This is a genomic window from Peptostreptococcus equinus, assembly GCF_027125355.1.
Classification (GTDB): Bacteria; Bacillota; Clostridia; order Peptostreptococcales; family Peptostreptococcaceae; genus Peptostreptococcus; species Peptostreptococcus equinus.
In genome coordinates this window covers 452,774-469,745 of record NZ_CP114052.1, presented here as the reverse complement: position 1 = coordinate 469,745, position 16,972 = coordinate 452,774, and the positions used below count along the sequence as shown (strand labels likewise).

The following is a 16,972-nucleotide window of genomic DNA, read 5'->3' as shown; positions in this document are numbered from 1 at the left end:
TGTGAATTAATCTATTGGATCGTTTATAGTTTTTCCTACTTTTGCAAACATACTTACAAGAGTAAGTATAATCGAACATATAATAGCAGGTATAACCCATTCAAATCCTAAATTTCCAAGTGGCAAAGCTTTTATAGCTTCTACTGGCCCAGCTAGTAATTTTCCACCTCTCATTACTGAGAAAAGATTTATTGCTTCAAGCAAACCTACTCCAAAAGCACCTATTACAGCACCTGTGTAAGTCCAGTTGTATTTAATCTTTCTATCGAATATTGACATTATGATAAGTACTATTATAACTGGATATATAGCTGAAAGTATAGGAACAGCAATTGTAATAAGGCCATCAACACCTATCAATGATAGTACAAAAGCTATTGCTACTGCTACGATTACAACATTTCTATAAGATAACTTACCACCTGTAATTGAATCGAAATAGTTACCACAAGTAGATGCAAGACCTGTTGAAGTTGTCAAACAAGCTAAGGCAACTGCAAGTCCCATTGCAATTTTACCAGCTTTTCCTAATAATAATTCAACCATACCTATAAATAAAGCAGTTCTTTCAGTTTGAGCATTAAAGTGACCTCCAACTGTTGCTCCAGCATATGTTAAGCCACCGTATACTAATGCTAGTAATATAAATGCAACTATACCAACCTGAATACTTGTTTTGAATTGTAATTCTTTATCTGCATATCCACGTCTTAGTAAGTCAGATATAACAATACCTGCCATTAGCGGAGACCCAAGAGCATCCATTGTTTGGTATCCTTCTTTAAACCCTGTAGCAAATAGTGAAGGTGCACCAGTACTAACTTTTGCATCTGGAGGACTTACTATTGACATAATTATTATTACTGCGAGTATAATTAATAATATTGGAGTAAGATACTTACCTATTATATCGATAACTTTACCAGGCTTTAATGTAATAAATAATGTTATACCAAAGAATACTATACAAGTAGCCCAAATTGGAACACTTGGGAATATTGGTCTAATAAATATTTCATGAGTAGTAGCACCTGTTCTTGGTATTGCAAAGAACGGTCCTATTGTCAATATGGCAATTGTTCCTATTAGCTTTGCAAATGCTGGGCTAACTCTCTTACCTAAATCATCTGCTCTACCACCTAGTCTTGCTGTTACGATAACACCAAGTATTGGAAGAACTGGATCTGATAGTAAGAAAGCTATCATTGCTACATACCACTTATCTCCAGCCATAACACCTAGGTATGGAGGGAAAATCAAGTTACCTGCACCGAAGAATATTGCAAATAATGCAAATCCACAAATTATAACGTCTTTCTTGTTAATTTCCATAGTCATTCACCTTCTAATATAAAAATTATAGGCCTAAGCCGTTTGTTAATTAAAGACCATTAACTACGTTGTTTGGTCTTTCGCCGTTCATAACTTTAACCATGTTATCATAAGACCACTGAGACATTCTAATGAATGCATCATCAGTTGTTCCTGCAATGTGAGGAGTGATTGATAATCTAGCCTTACCAGCATCAGTTAAGTTAAATAGTGGATGATCTGCAGTTGGAGGTTCTGGAGCAATAACATCTAATCCAGCAAAGATTCTTCCGTTGTTTAATGCCTCTGCTAAATCTTCATTATTTACTATTTCTCCTCTTGCAACGTTAACAATAATCGCATCTTGTTTCATTTTTTCAATTGTTTCTTTACGAACCATATTTCTAGTTGAGTCAAGAACTGGAACATGGTAAGAGATAATGTCACATTTTTCAAGTATTTCATCGTAAGTACAGAATTCAAGATCATTTTCTATTTCGTAAGCTTCATCAGCTCTGAATACATCATAGTAAACTACTTTGCATCCAAATGCTTTTAGCATTCTAACAGCAGCTTTACCTATAGCTCCCAAACCAACAAGTCCTATTGTTCTTGAAGATAATTCACTCTGTCCTTTAACCTGATAGTCTCTAAAACTTTCATTAAATCCGTCAACCCCACCAGCTTTTATCTTAGCATCAGCTTCTGGCATTCTTCTTAAAGAAGAAATCATGTGCCCTAGTGCTAATTCAGCAACTGGTACAGCATTAACAGCTCTATTATTGCAAACATAAATACCTTTTTCTTTAGTAGCATTTAGGTCTATCTTGTCAAAGCCAACACCTAGTGATTGTATCAATTTGCAGTTTTCTAGCTGATCAATAACTTCTTTTCTAAAAAAATCAACTGGACCACAGAATATTATATCTGCATCCTTACACTGAGCAACTAACTCTTCATCCGAACAAGGATAGTTAATATACTGGAAATCCCATCCTTCTGGCTTTTTAACTCCGAATCTTTCAATAATGTTTTTGTTACATGTTACTCTAACCTTTACCATTACGTACCCCCTTGGTATTTACCACAATTTAGAATTTTGTTATTTTGTTAACCAATATGTCAAAAATTTTTTCAACATCATTGTTAATAATCAAAAATATTAATAAATAATTTTCAAATTCAAACTGAGTTTCAAATCCTTTAAAATTACAAATTAAAAAGAATATTCTAAAAATTCTTCTTGTAGCATATACCTAGAACTCAATCATCCTAGGTATATTGTACTACAAGTTTGTGTATTTTTCAACACATTTAATATTTTTTTTTACTTTTATAAACATTTTTTATTATATTAAACAAAATGTTTATAATTTTTAAATATTTTGTTTACTTTTGATATGATTTGATTTGAAAACAATGATGAAACTTTTCTATCATTTTTTATTACATATCTCCCTTTGCAGCTTTTAAAGCTCTTACTTTTTCTATTAATATTGGCATTATCTGCTTAACATCACCAACAATACCTAAATCAGCAACACCGAATATTGGTGCATGTGCATCCTTGTTTATAGCTATTATATACTCAGAATCTTCCATACCAGCTAGATGCTGTATAGCACCTGATATACCACAAGCCATATATAAATCTGGTCTTACAGTCTTACCAGTCTGTCCAACCTGTCTTTCTCTTCCTATCCAACCAGCATCAACATTCGCTCTTGATGAAGTTACTAATCCGCCTAATTCATCAGCAAGTTCTTTTAATACATCAAAGTATTCAGGGCTTCCTATACCCTTGCCACCAGAAATAAGAACTTTTGATTCAGTTATATCTACAGCATTGTGAGCTGATTTTACAACTTCTCTTATTTTTATATTCATATCTTCTGGAGTAAAGTCTACTATGAAGTTTTCAATTTCTCCAGTTCTTGATGAATCTTTTGGTAGAGCCTGCATAACACCAGGTCTTACAGTTGCCATTTGTGGTCTAAATTCTTTACAAACTATTGTAGCCATGATGTTACCACCAAAAGCTGGCCTTGTCATTAATAATAATTTAGATTCTTCATCTATTTCTAACTTAGTACAGTCAGCTGTAAGTCCTGTATGAACTCTTGCTGATACTCTAGGAGCCAAGTCTCTTCCTATTGATGTAGCACCAAATAGAACAATGTTAGGTTTTTTATCTTCTATTAAAGCATTTATTGCCTTTGTATATGGTTCTGTAGCATATACTGCCAACATTGGGTCTTCTATACAAATAACTCTCTCAGCACCATGTGAAATTAACATAGGTGCATGATCTTTTATTTTATCTCCAAGCACTACTGCTACTACTTTCTGATCTAAGTCAGCAGCTAGTTTACTAGCTATACCAATTAGTTCGATGCCTACTTTTTGGATGACACCGTCTACCTGTTCAACTATTACATAAATATCTTTGTTCATTAGGTAATCTTCCTTTCAATTATATATTATCTTATCTTATTAAAGTTTCACGTTCTTATATAAAATATTTTTCTTGTAGCTTAGCTAATATTGCATCTGCTGCTTCTTCTGGGCTTAAACCTTCTAATTTAACTCCCTGACCTTTAGCTTGCTTTGTAAATGATTTTTTAACATTTGTAGGTGAACCCTTTAAACCGATATGTTCAATATTTAAATTGTCTTCGATGTCTTTTAGTCCCCAAACTGTTACGTCCTTTTTATAAGCATTGAATATTCCTGCTATTGACATATATCTTGGAGTTATTCCTTCTGCTAATGTAGTTATTAGACAAGGTGACTGTAATTCAACTATGTGATATCTATCTTCAAATTGTCTCTTAACTATAAACTTGTCTCCTTCAACCTTTAATTCTTCAACGTATGAAACTTGAGGAATTCCAAGGTGTTCAGCTATCTGTGGTCCAACTTGAGCTGTATCACCATCGATAGCTTGTCTTCCTGCTATTATAATATCGTAATCTATGTTCTTTAAAGCTCCTGCTATTGTAGTAGAAGTAGCCCAAGTATCTGCACCACCGAAAGCTCTATCAGAAAGTAATATTGCATCATCACAACCCATAGCCAAAGCTTCTCTTAGAGCAACTTCTGCCTGTGGAGGTCCCATTGACACTACTGTTAATGTACTTCCTGGCACTTCTTCTTTTATCTGTAATGCTAATTCTAAACCTGCTTTATCATCAGGGTTAATAATACTAGGTACTCCATCACGAATCAATGTATTCTTAACAGGGTCTAGTTTTACCTCTGTTGTATCTGGTACTTGCTTTATGCAAACAACTATTTTCATCTATTTTTACCTCCCCTTATTTCAATACGTTTGATGCTATTACCATCTTCTGAACTTCTGAAGTACCTTCATAAATTGAAGTTACTCTTATGTCTCTGTAGATTCTTTCAATTGGATATTCCTTGACATATCCGTATCCACCATGAAGCTGTAATGCCTTATCTATTACCCATTTAGCTTCTTCAGTAGCGAATAGTTTAGCCATAGATGCTTCTTTATCTGCTGGCTGTCCTAAATCCATTTTGTAAGCTGCATCATATACAAGGTGGCGCATAGCTGTAATTTTTGTTTCCATTTCAGCGATTATGAACTGAGTATTCTGGAATTTTGCTAATGATTTACCAAACTGCTGTCTAGCCTTGATATACTTAAGCGCTTCTTCCATTGCACCTTCAGCAAGTCCTAATGCCTGACAAGCAATTCCTAGTCTACCAACACTTAATGTCTTCATTGCATTGATGAATCCCTTACCTTCTTTACCTAACATAGCATCTTTAGAAACCCTTACGTTTTCTAGTACTACGTCACTAGTAGGGCAACCTATCATACCCATTTTATGTTCTGGTTTACCAAAAGATACACCTTCTAGTTTAGAGTCTACCACAAAAGTAGAGATTCCCTTAACACCCATTTCAGGGTTAGTTTTAGCGAATATTATTACATAATCTGATACTGGAGCACCAGTTATGAATGTTTTTCTACCATTAAGTATATAATCGTCTCCATCTTTAACTGCAGTAGTTAATATAGAAGCTGCATCTGAACCCGCACCTGGTTCAGTAAGACCGAATGCAAACATTTTTTCACCTGTTACCATTGGTCTAAGGTATTTTTCTTTTTGTTCTTCAGTACCATCTCTTAATATAGGTGTAGACTGTAATGAGTTTGGTGATGATATCCATATAGTTGATACACCTGATGCCTTAGATAATTCTTCCATAACTATTGCATACGAACGGTGATCTCCACCAGATCCACCATATTGTTGAGGTATCTTTATACCTAAAAATCCTGCTTCAGCCATTTTTTTATAAATTTCCATTGGGAATTCGCCTGTTTCATCAACTTCTTCAGCAGTTGGTTTTATTTCTTTTTCAGCAAATTCTTTTGCTAGCTGACGAACTAACTCGTGTTCTTTTTCGAAAATCATAGATTGCCTCCTTAAAATTTTAACTTTTTACTAAATCATATCTGCAAATGTCTGCAATGCAGTCTTTGCTTGTTCGAAGTTAGTCATTTGCTGATCTACTTCAACTAAAATATTTAATATTCCAGCTTCATCAAGTTCTTTCTTGATTATTGGGTAATCGAACTCATCAGAATCGCTAAACTTAGTCATTAGGTATATAACACCGTTTGCATTGTGTTTTTTAACCTTTTCTATTATTATCTTTCCTCTTAGCTTATCTGGATCATACAAGAATGTACTTCCTTCTATATCTGAAATCCACTTAGCTAAAGCTCTAATTGGATCGTCAGTACCTTCATCAACTAAATAATCAAACTGTCCTGACTCATGGTTAATATTATCATCAACTATGCCTAAGTTAAAACTTTCAAGTATTTTTAACATATCAGGGCTGTTTCCTAAAACACCAGTTGTAACTATCTTCTTGCCTTCAAATTTTTCTTCTGGCATTTCTTTTAGTTCTTTATTTATTTCTTCTAATATTTCTAAATGTTCTTCCTTATCAAAGTGTAATGCACTATTCATTACTATTATTCTCTTTGATGGTGTCATTGTATTTAAATGAGTCGCTACTAATGAACTAAATTCCTGCATAGCCTTTCTATGCTTATTGTAAAGTACTATAGCTTCCTCAACTTTAGCTTCTTCAATCTTAGCTCCTGATATTTCTTCCAATTTAGCAATTAATTTGATATACTGCTTTTTATTGTATTCTATACCAGCATCTATCTTTCTATTCTGCCCATATCCAATATATAATGCAGGAACATTTTTTACAGCTCTTCTCCAGTTTTGGCTAAGACCTTTAAGACCATCACTTAAACCTGGTAAAATCATCCCTGACATTTTGTCTAGCTTACCTTCCAATCCTAAGTCCATAGTTCTAAGTATTGGAGAAGCATAGAAAGCTGGGAAATATTCTTTTGAAAGTGTAACGTCTCCTTCTGCTCCCCAAATTCCCATTGGGATCATTCCAGCTGCATAAACTAGTTCCTCTGGGGCATATGGTCCAGTCCAACCTATTACTTTCTCTCCAGCTGAAACATATTTATCTAGTTGTTCTAATGGACATACATCTAATTTATTTAATAGTGCATCTATACTCATCTTAATGTTCCCCTTTCATCTTTGCTGCTTTATTAGCTTCCATGACTTCAATTAAACCTTGAACTCTAGTATCATACTGTGCGTCTGAGAAGTTTCTTGGATCAGCTTGATCACCATCAAATGTTGCTGTTGGTAAACCAGTTCTTTCTCTGAATTCTCTTTCCATTTCATACATGATACCACTCCACTGCTTACAGCTTCTATTGATGTGGACTAACATACCGTCAATATTATTTTCTTCAACTAATTTTAATCTCATATCTAATGATCTTTCATATGAAATTGCATTAGGTGTTCCACAATATGCCTGCATTAATTCATAAGTATTATTATATATATATCCGAATGCATCAGCATATACAGTACCACAAACATTCACACCGCCATCTTTTAACTGCTTAAATGTATGTCTTAGATGTGGCCAACATGCTATACCTTCAAATATTATTCTATATTTTTCTTCACCCTTAAATGTTGACTTACCTGTCTTAACATTTTCTTCGAATTCTTTTGTTAATTTTTCAAACGCTATTGCTGATTCTTCTTTACCTCTTGCACAAACTGCAACAGCCATGTGATTAAATACATCAAATCCACTGAATGGTGATGGAGTATATTTAGCATACCCAGTAGCTTCTAGCCAAGCTTTACCAGTTCTTTGAGATATTTCCATTACTTTTTCAAATCTCTTATCATCCCATTTTTTTCCAGTTATATCTTCTAACTGTTTAATAGCATGATCGAACTGACCCTTTAAGTATTCTACTCTATCATCTCCTGCTTCATATTCATCATTGTATGGTACATCTATTAGAATCAGAGGTATATCTAGTTCTTTAGCTATATTTTCATACCATTTAATCATACAGTTACAAATATTGTTACAGCACGCTACGAAATCTGGCTGCGGCATGTTAAGTTCTGGAGCATCTTTGACATCCATATATGCTAAACTTATTCTAGCATAAGCACATATATCATTTGAATATCCTGCATTTTCAGCAGTTTCGCACATTCTCTGTCCTCCACCTTTTGCAGATATAGCAGCCGCCTGATTTTCAGGATAAACTACTTTGATATCCATTGTTTCCAGTATTTCCTGTGGGAAGTTAGATGCGCACCAGCCAACTTTTTCGCCTCTGTTTTTTGCATCCCATGCTTCTTGATAGTGTTTCGCAACTATTTCACCTAACAACACTTTTGCTGGCTTTTCTTCAACCATTTCTGTATTACTCATGATAAAGCTCCTTTCCTAAACCTAGTTTTTTTGATGTTCTTCGTACGCGTATAAAGCAGCTCCAATTGCACCTGCCATCTGTGAATCTGGTGAAATTTTAATTTCACAATCTAATTCTTCACTTAAAGCTCTTACAATTCCTGAATTTTTTGTTACTCCACCTGTCATTGCAACCGGTTGACTTAGCCCACCTCTTTTTGCCAATCCCGCTACTCTTGTAGCAACAGAAGCATGTATACCTCTTATTATATTTGGAATCGGTATTTTCTTTGCCATGCAAGAAATAACCTCTGATTCAGCAAAAACAGTACATGTAGAACTTATTGGAGTCTTTTCAGTTGACTTTTTATCTAATTCTCCAAGCTCTTCTAATTTTACATCCAAGACTCCAGACATAACTTCTAGAAATCTTCCTGTACCTGCTGCACATTTATCATTCATTAAGAAATTTGTAAGTTGACCATTTGGATTAAGCTTTAATACTTTAATATCTTGACCACCTATGTCTATTATTGTGCCTACTTTCCCAAATATGAAAGTACCACCTTTTGCATGGCAGCTAAGCTCACTCATTGTCTTTTTAGCACCCTCGTAACTGTTTCTTCCATAACCTGTAGATACGATTACATCTATATCTTCAAATTTCACTCCAGATTGTTCAATTACTTGCTCAATTACTTGATCAGCGCCTTTTGTTCCAGCACCTAGATTAACTACGCCTTCTCCAACTATTTCTTTACCATTCTTTAGCATTACGCATTTTGAAGATGTAGAACCAATATCGATTCCTAATGTAAAAATATCACTCATTTTTTTACCTCTCTTTGATTTTTTCCCCAACAATTGGTATCTGATTTAGACCCCTCTAAATCAGATAACCAATACTCTATTTCCTACTCAACATAATTAGTAATACTCAAAGAATAAAAGTTTCTTATTTGTCTTCCCAAACGTATAATGTCTTATCTGCTAGCATTGCGTCTATGTCTTCTTTGTTATATCCTAATTCGCTTAATATTTCAATACCATGTTCACCAATGAATGGACCTCTATCATATGGAGTAGGTCCCATTTCTTGATATTTTACTGGATGCTTAACTAATACTCTTTCCCCTTTTGGATATTTCATTTTATAGAAACAATCATTTGCCCAAGCTTGTTCATCTTCCAATAATTCTTCCCAGTTTTTAGCTAGTGCAAATGGAATATCTGCTTCTGTTAGTATTTTTTCCCATTCTTTATATTCTTTAGTACCAAATGCAGCCATTATCTTACTGTATATATCAGTTCCTAATTTATTTTCTATAAGATTCTGTACAGGGTAATATTTTTCATCTTCACCATATTCACCTATTCCTAATGCGGCAGTGAATTTTTTGAAGTACGTATTGTAGTCAGGCATACAAGTCTGTACGTATCTACCATCACTAGTAAGCCAACATGCATTTAGCGGATTGTTTGCTTCACTGATGTTTATTGGATATTTTACTCCATAGTCAGGATATTGAGCAGCCTGTACCATCATACCCATATTAAATATTGCACTCTCAAACAAGCTTGTTTCAACCTTTTCTCCTTCGCCAGTTAGTTTAGCATGATATAAAGCAGCTAATACACCAGCAGCTAGATTAATTCCAACATTATGGTCGCCTAACCCTGGAACAACATTCATTGGAACATCTGTCTTTTGTCTTAGGTTTTCTAAGTAACCGCCTCTTGCAAAGAAAGCAGTAAAATCAAATCCTGGTAAATCTTTGTCTGGACCATATTCACCATATCCTGTACACATAGCATATACTAGACTTGGATATTTAACCTTTAGAGTTTCATAATCTAAACCAGCTCTTTGTAAAGCCTGTACTCTCCAGTTAGTTATAAGTATGTCAGCACCATCTAATAATTTAAAAAATGCTTCTTTACCTTTAGGATCTTTCATGTTTAAAGATATACACCTTTTGTTTGCATTTTCAAGTTCCCAAGTAGTATTTTCATACATATCTAGAGGTCTTCCTTCTGTAGGTGCAGTGTATCTTAACGGATCTCCCTTTGCACTTTCAATTTTTATTACATCAGCTCCTAAATCAGCTAAAAATCTTCCTGTAGTCGCTGCTGCTATAAAAGTAGCTAGTTCAATAACTTTTACTCCCTCTAATGGTTTCTTTCTTGTGCTCATTACCTTACCTCCCACAATATACATAATAATTAATTACTTAATGATATTTATTTTAATTTTTCATTAACAAGCCTTTTTAATTCTTTTTCGTCAATCTTACCTGTCGAAGTTTTAGGAAACGTTTCTATGAAGACTATAAACTTTGGTATTTTATACTTGCTAATAGAATTGTTTAATTCATTTTTTATTTTTGCAACTAGTTCTGAGTTATCCTTTCCTTCTATGGTTGCTACTATTTCCTCTTGCAAAACTTCTGATTTTATACCGAATACTAAAACATTAAGTCTCGAATCAACTTTTTTTATATATTCTTCTATTTCATAAGGCGATATATTTTCTCCACCTCTTATTATCATATTTTTTCTTCTTCCTACTATATATAGGTAATTATCTGAATCTAAATATCCTAGATCCCCAGTTTTTAAGCATCCATTAGGCATCACGGCATCACAAACCACTGGATCGTTTGTAAGATATCCTTTTGTAACATTATATCCCCTTACAAATATCTCACCGATTACATTAGGTCCACACTCTTCAAAAGTATTACTATCTAGTATTTTTACTTCTACATTATCAATAACCTTGCCAGCAGAAATCGATTTTTTTTCTATAGAGTCATCAAACTTTGCTATTGTCACACAAGGTGATGCTTCAGTCAATCCATATGATGTCTGTAGATTTAAGCTTGGTAACTTGTTGCATATTTCTAAATATTCTTCTTTATATATAGGTGATCCAGCTATAATCCCAGTTTTTAAAGTTGATAAATCAAATTCTTGCATTCTTGGATTTCTTACCAAAGCTAAAAACATGCTTGGAACCCCATTTAATACTGTACACTTGTATTCTTCTATTGATTTGCAAACTTCAATAGTACTATATTTCTCTAATAGTTGTATTTTCATACCTACAATTATACTTGTAAGCAAGCTTACCGACACACCAAAACAATGAAATAACGGAACCACTAAACACATTATATCATCTTGTGACCATTTCATCTCTTCAATAACTTGACGTGCATTATTTATTAAGGAATAGTGACTTAATAATACACCCTTACAATTATTTGTTGTACCGGATGTGAATAGAACACAAGAGATATCATGTGAATCACTTTTTTCAAATTCTATATTGTTAAAAGCGTGTTTAATAGTTTTTTCCTCTATTTTCATCCATTCTTTATAGCTGTGCTCTATATTAAAACATTTCACATGCTTGTATTTTCTCATTAATCTTAGCTTGTTTATTGTTTCATCATACATAGAACATTCACAACTTCTAGTGTAGAGAATATACTGTATGTCAGCTATATCAATACAATTAACCAGTTCATTTATTCTATAACATGAATTAATTAGTACGGCAGATGCTCCAATTTTTTGAATCGCCAAAAATGCTATTATCCAGCTTGCACTGTTTGTACCATACAATCCTACTCTTGAACCTTTTCTTACACCCTGTTCATATAGTAAAACCGATAATTTGTTGGTTATATTATTAACATTTTCCCACGTGAAACTCTCTTCGCCATTTTCAATAAAAAGCTTGTGCGGACTTTCTTTAGCTCTATCAACAAAACATTGATATAGTGTTGTCTTTACTAATTCCATATACTCCTCCAAGCTTGGTATATAAGCATCTCATTCACATATACACCTTCTCAACTAATAAATACAAACTCAATACATAAGTTTGCAAAACGGTTGTTTTCTAGTCTACTTGTATACTAGATTTTACAATTTGATTGTATCACTTTTTATATTATAAGTAAATAGCTTTTATAAATTGTTAAATAATATATAACAATTTAATTAAATAGTTAAATTGTTTCGGTCATTTTAAAGAATTTACATATAAACTTTATTTATATGTAAATTCTCTTGATTATACTAAATTTAATTTAAAAGTAAATATTTTCTTAAATTCTGTATATTACAATTTCTAACTCTAACTAATCAATAAAATAATGGCTGAATTCACCTTTTGAATTTATTACCGTTGATACTGTATCTATATGATTTGAAATACCTTCTAATGCTCTTTCACAATTATTTTCTTTTATAGCATCCAAAATTAATTTATGTTCATCTATCAATTTTGCAAGCCTATAACCAGACTTTACATATACATTTCTCCATCTGCTTATATGGAGCAAATGCTCATTAAGAAGAGCTAATATATTGTTAGTTTCAACACTTAACATAATATATTCATGAAATTGCTCATCAAGTCTTCTAAATTCTTCAATATAATCATTTTCATTATAGAATTTAAGTTGTTGGTTGATATTTTCTTCCATTTTACTAATTACATCTTCTTTATTATCTTTTTTCATAAATCTATTTAGCACTTCTTTTTCAATTGATATTCTAATCAATAAAGCCGTCCTAATATATTCTAAATCAATTTTACTTACATAGGTCCCCCTTTGAGGGTAAACTGTTAAAAAACCATTTTGCGTCAGTCTTGCAAACGCATTCCTGACAACTGACCTTGAGACGTTGTATTCAAGACAAGCTTGATTTTCACTTAATTTACTTCCTGGCTCTAAGCGCAGGTTTATAATTTTATCAAGTAAATCATAATAAATAACGTCAGAAGATATTGGCTTATCCATATACATCAACTCCATATCCCAATCTACTATACTAGTATACCACAGGCAATTTATTAGAGCAATTTAAAAATATATATTATCAAAAAATAGTCGTAGAAATTTCTACGACTAAGTTATTTTAGTTTCATTCTCTTCATTTTTATCAACCAAAAACTTTTTAATTACAAAAAGCCCACCTATTGCTATTACACCCAATAGTATTTCCTGTACTCCATTGTTTTCAGGCACTAGAAGTATTTTTCTGGCAATACCATACAATAATACTTCAATTACAGCTGACTGTAAGTGCAAAGCAAGCATTATAGCAATTTCAACACCTATCACCAACAATAACATTTGTGCAAACATAGAATTAAGCAGAGCGTAATCGACTGGTTGATTAAAATTGACTATATAATTCTTATATATTATTCTAAGAGTATCGAAAATACCAAGTATTACAGCCAATAATATAACAACAGCCAATAAGTGTTCGAAAAAATATGCAGTTTTTAGTATATATTTCCTCTGTCTTTTCTTATCCATTTAATAACATTATCTCCTTTCATATAAAATACTACTTTAGTTCTTTTTAATTTCACATTCAATTATAACAATTCTTTATCACCAAGTCTATCTTTTTACTTTCTACTAGAAGTATTTTTATATTATAAATATTGACAATGCAGCATTATGAATTAAATATTTTTATTTCTATTAAAAAATATTATGATCAATTCCTTCTATATTTAATAACTTAACTTTCATATCCAATCCTCCAGAAAATCCTCCTATGCCACCATCAGTTCTCAAAACCCTATGACATGGAATAATTACTTGTATTGGATTAGCTCCTACTGCATTACCTACTGCTCTATATGCTTTTGAATTTATTTTAGAGCATATATTTGAGTAGGTAGTATCTTGTCCGTAATCTAAATTTATTAGCTCATTCCATACCTTTTTTTGAAAATCACTTCCCTGTAAATTTAATCCTATATCAAAATTCGTTCTCTTGCCTTCACAATATTCCATTAGCTCGAACTCAATTTTTTTTATTAAATCATTCTTTTCTTTTATTGGCGATACATCACTATTAGATAATATTTTTTCTTTAATAATGTCTATATTTTTGCTATTTTTTTTCAATAATAGATATAATTGTGTATCCGATGCTATTGTCAACATCGTACCAAATTCGCTTTCAAATTCACACATATATAAATTTGTTTTATTTTTTATTATCATCGTGTTTTCTCCTAATACTTATTATTTGATTAATATTTTATTTTTGTGCTTTATATTAACTTATTTTACCCTATTTAAATTTCTTTGAGAATATATATTTTTAATATAGCAGTACAATCTATAATACTTAATACTAAAATTATTAGTACTTGAATAAATTATTTTATAATACTATAATCAACTTAAGAAATATACTTTATTTAGGAGGTTTAAAATGAATAATATTAACAAAGTGAGTAATTTTTTAGAAATGGCTAAGGTATTTTATTTATCAACTGTTGATTTAGACATCCCAAAATGTAGACCTTTAGGACTATTTATCGAACACAACGATAAAATATATTTTTGTGTAGGAGATCACAAGGAAGTTTACAAACAAATCCAGAATAATAATAATATAGAAATCTGTGCAACTGTAAATACTGACTTTTTAAGATATTATGGAAAAGCCGTATTTACTGATGATGAGCTAATATATGAAAAAGCATTAAAAGCCCTACCTATGTTAAGTCAGCTTTACAATGAAAAAACCGGTTTCAAAATGAAAATGTTTTATCTTGATAATGCTACCGCTGAGTTTAGAGATATGATGAGTATAAAAGAAAAAATAGAATTTTAGACAAATAAAATCTGCTAGATCTAATAGTTACTAGCAGATTTTATTTTTTATTTATCTAATTTTTCATTAATATAGTCTTTGCTATCTAGCCTCTTTATTTGCCTAGCATTATTATTGTTATCTAGTATTATTTTTTCATTATTTCCGTATGTTAAATTACTCCCATCGAAAACATTATATGGATTAGCACTCTGTTGGATATTACCTTCATTTTGATTAATATCTAAATCTTTATAATAACCATTAATACTTTTGCTTGGTACTATTTTTTCATATCTATAATATAGCTCAATCAGAACCATTCTAATAAACTGCTGCTTGTAAAATACCGATTGAAATAAGTGCATAATTAAAGATACAATTATATAGATTACTATAATAAATAATATAATTAAAATTAGGAATGATATCATTGATGATACACCACCAAATATTTGATCAAGACTAACGGTATTCATTATCCCTTGTACACTACTAGTATCAATACTAGATAGGTTTCCTCCGCCTATTTGATCACTTATTTTCATTAAATATCCAAGCAAGAATTCTTTAGCTATATAAATAGCTAGTAATGTAAGTGCTCTCTTTACTGGTATTAACATAGCAGCAATTTTTTCGCTCATATATTCAAATTCTTCAATTAACAATTTAACTTTATCAGGATGATTTACTCCCACTTCAATTAATGCTTTTTTTACCTTTGATAAATATAAATCATCATACATAGATCCATTTTCACTAATTTCTTTTTTTCTCTTGCTTTTTTTATAATCAAAACCTATCTCTTTTATTTTATTTATAGATTCTGTTAATATGCTTGATTTAAAAGAAAAATCTATAATTCCAAGCAAGTTTATTTTTTTCTTTTTCTTTGGCTTCCCTATATCACTTTGTCCCATACTTTGTCCTCCTACTCAATAATTAAATACTTGAATATATATATACCCAGCTAACTAGCTTGATAACAACTTGTATTTTTTATTAAAAAAGCACCAGTCAATTGACTGGTGCTTTTTATCTATCTATGCTTGTTTATTTCTTCCTTAGCCTTATCGGATAATTCATTTGCTTTTTCCTTACTATTGTCTGCTTTTTCAGTAGCATCCGCTAATGTCTTATCTACCGTTTTTTCTGCCTTGTCTAGAATATCTGTTTTTGTCATAATATATACCTCCTATATAGAAATCTAATATTATATTATTACCCATATCAATATATACTAAACATTCAGACTTTTTATTTACCTCTTTCAGCCATAAGTATTTCTATTTCATCAGCATTTATACCAACCATAGCTTCACCAATATCTTCTGATACTCTTGCTATTACTTCAGGATTATCATAGTTTTTAACTGCTTCAACTATAGCTTTTGCTCTTTTTTTAGGATTTCCAGACTTAAAAATACCTGAACCAACAAAAACACCTTCAGCTCCTAGCTGTCTCATTAATGCTGCATCGGCTGGAGTAGCAACACCACCTGCCGAAAAATTAACTACAGGCAATTTACCATTTTCATGAACATATTTTACAAGTTCATATGGCACCTGCAATTCTTTTGCTGTATTGTATAACTCATCTTCTGTCTGTGCTACCACCATTTTTATTTGTCTGTGTAAGGTTCTCATATGACTAACAGCCTGTACTACATCCCCTGTACCAGCTTCTCCCTTTGTTCTTATCATACTTGCACCTTCATTAATTCTTCTTAAAGCTTCTCCTAAATCCCTACATCCACATACAAATGGTGCTTCAAATTTATTTTTATCTATGTGATATACATCATCTGCTGGTGCTAATACTTCACTCTCATCAATATAATCAATTCCTATAGCTTCCAATATTTGAGCTTCTACAAAATGTCCGATTCTACACTTAGCCATGACTGGTATAGATACTGAATCCATTATTTCTTTTATCATTTTGGGATCGCTCATTCTGGATACACCACCAGCTACACGTATATCAGCAGGTATTCTTTCAAGTGCCATTACAGCACATGCTCCCGCTTCTTCAGCTATTTTTGCTTGCTCAGGAGTCATAACATCCATTATAACTCCGCCTTTCAAAGTCTCTGCTAATTTTTTATTATGTTTCTGTTTGTCAAAAGTCATTTCATTTTCTCCTTTTATAAATTTCAATACAGCCTCTCATATTTTATGGGTAATTAAATCGAAATTTTATGGT

General features: G+C 32.0%; 17 protein-coding genes. 1 reads left to right on the top strand and 16 read right to left on the bottom strand.

Annotated features, from left to right (window positions below):
• Positions 1 to 6 precede the first annotated feature (6 nt).
• The 13 genes from brnQ to O0R46_RS02425 all read right to left on the bottom strand — a co-directional run bounded on the left by brnQ (position 7) and on the right by O0R46_RS02425 (position 14,168).
• Complete coding sequence (gene brnQ / locus O0R46_RS02485) at positions 7 to 1,332, bottom strand: branched-chain amino acid transport system II carrier protein (protein WP_269312012.1); 1,326 nt, start codon at positions 1,330 to 1,332, stop codon at positions 7 to 9.
• Positions 1,333 to 1,381: 49 nt separating this feature from the next.
• Entirely contained in the window at positions 1,382 to 2,374 is a 993-nt protein-coding gene (locus tag O0R46_RS02480; RefSeq protein WP_269312011.1) for a 2-hydroxyacid dehydrogenase, read from the bottom strand.
• A 383-nt stretch (positions 2,375 to 2,757) separates the two neighbouring features.
• The gene (locus O0R46_RS02475) at positions 2,758 to 3,765 is read right to left on the bottom strand and encodes an electron transfer flavoprotein subunit alpha/FixB family protein (protein ID WP_269312010.1); all 1,008 of its coding nucleotides are present in this window, start codon (positions 3,763 to 3,765) and stop codon (positions 2,758 to 2,760) included.
• A 55-nt stretch (positions 3,766 to 3,820) separates the two neighbouring features.
• The gene (locus O0R46_RS02470) at positions 3,821 to 4,612 is read right to left on the bottom strand and encodes an electron transfer flavoprotein subunit beta/FixA family protein (protein WP_269312009.1); all 792 of its coding nucleotides are present in this window, start codon (positions 4,610 to 4,612) and stop codon (positions 3,821 to 3,823) included.
• Positions 4,613 to 4,628: 16 nt separating this feature from the next.
• Positions 4,629 to 5,762, bottom strand: a complete 1,134-nt coding sequence (locus tag O0R46_RS02465) for an acyl-CoA dehydrogenase family protein (protein ID WP_269312008.1) — start codon at positions 5,760 to 5,762, stop codon at positions 4,629 to 4,631.
• 30 nt (positions 5,763 to 5,792) lie between these two features.
• Positions 5,793 to 6,908, bottom strand: coding sequence for a 2-hydroxyacyl-CoA dehydratase subunit D (locus tag O0R46_RS02460; protein ID WP_269312007.1), 1,116 nt, complete (start codon positions 6,906 to 6,908; stop codon positions 5,793 to 5,795).
• Between the two features lies 1 nt (position 6,909).
• Positions 6,910 to 8,145 carry a 2-hydroxyacyl-CoA dehydratase subunit D gene (locus O0R46_RS02455; RefSeq protein WP_269312006.1) on the bottom strand — a complete coding sequence of 412 codons (1,236 nt, stop codon included), beginning with the start codon at positions 8,143 to 8,145 and terminating at the stop codon, positions 6,910 to 6,912.
• Between the two features lie 21 nt (positions 8,146 to 8,166).
• Positions 8,167 to 8,955, bottom strand: coding sequence for an acyl-CoA dehydratase activase (locus tag O0R46_RS02450; protein ID WP_269312005.1), 789 nt, complete (start codon positions 8,953 to 8,955; stop codon positions 8,167 to 8,169).
• Positions 8,956 to 9,079: 124 nt separating this feature from the next.
• The gene (locus O0R46_RS02445) at positions 9,080 to 10,318 is read right to left on the bottom strand and encodes a CaiB/BaiF CoA transferase family protein (protein ID WP_269312004.1); all 1,239 of its coding nucleotides are present in this window, start codon (positions 10,316 to 10,318) and stop codon (positions 9,080 to 9,082) included.
• A 47-nt stretch (positions 10,319 to 10,365) separates the two neighbouring features.
• Positions 10,366 to 11,934: a class I adenylate-forming enzyme family protein gene (locus tag O0R46_RS02440; RefSeq protein WP_269312003.1), complete on the bottom strand. Its 1,569-nt coding sequence runs from the start codon at positions 11,932 to 11,934 to the stop codon at positions 10,366 to 10,368.
• Positions 11,935 to 12,275: 341 nt separating this feature from the next.
• Positions 12,276 to 12,941 (bottom strand): GntR family transcriptional regulator, encoded by a 666-nt coding sequence (locus tag O0R46_RS02435; protein ID WP_269312002.1) that lies wholly within the window; start codon positions 12,939 to 12,941, stop codon positions 12,276 to 12,278.
• A gap of 108 nt (positions 12,942 to 13,049) precedes the next feature.
• Positions 13,050 to 13,466 (bottom strand): phosphate-starvation-inducible PsiE family protein, encoded by a 417-nt coding sequence (locus O0R46_RS02430; RefSeq protein ID WP_269312001.1) that lies wholly within the window; start codon positions 13,464 to 13,466, stop codon positions 13,050 to 13,052.
• Positions 13,467 to 13,637: 171 nt separating this feature from the next.
• On the bottom strand, positions 13,638 to 14,168 hold the full coding sequence (locus O0R46_RS02425; RefSeq protein WP_269312000.1) for a methylated-DNA--[protein]-cysteine S-methyltransferase: 531 nt from the start codon (positions 14,166 to 14,168) through the stop codon (positions 13,638 to 13,640).
• 214 nt (positions 14,169 to 14,382) lie between these two features.
• Here O0R46_RS02425 and O0R46_RS02420 point away from each other — a divergent pair, with 214 nt between their 5' ends.
• Complete coding sequence (locus O0R46_RS02420; RefSeq protein ID WP_269311999.1) at positions 14,383 to 14,787, top strand: pyridoxamine 5'-phosphate oxidase family protein; 405 nt, start codon at positions 14,383 to 14,385, stop codon at positions 14,785 to 14,787.
• Between the two features lie 47 nt (positions 14,788 to 14,834).
• Here the strand turns inward: O0R46_RS02420 and O0R46_RS02415 are convergent, their stop codons facing one another.
• The 3 genes from O0R46_RS02415 to pdxS all read right to left on the bottom strand — a co-directional run bounded on the left by O0R46_RS02415 (position 14,835) and on the right by pdxS (position 16,899).
• Positions 14,835 to 15,686: a hypothetical protein gene (locus O0R46_RS02415; protein WP_269311998.1), complete on the bottom strand. Its 852-nt coding sequence runs from the start codon at positions 15,684 to 15,686 to the stop codon at positions 14,835 to 14,837.
• Positions 15,687 to 15,805: 119 nt separating this feature from the next.
• Positions 15,806 to 15,949 carry a hypothetical protein gene (locus O0R46_RS02410; RefSeq protein ID WP_269311997.1) on the bottom strand — a complete coding sequence of 48 codons (144 nt, stop codon included), beginning with the start codon at positions 15,947 to 15,949 and terminating at the stop codon, positions 15,806 to 15,808.
• A 74-nt stretch (positions 15,950 to 16,023) separates the two neighbouring features.
• Positions 16,024 to 16,899, bottom strand: coding sequence for a pyridoxal 5'-phosphate synthase lyase subunit PdxS (pdxS, locus tag O0R46_RS02405; RefSeq protein ID WP_269312522.1), 876 nt, complete (start codon positions 16,897 to 16,899; stop codon positions 16,024 to 16,026).
• Positions 16,900 to 16,972: the final 73 nt, after the last annotated feature.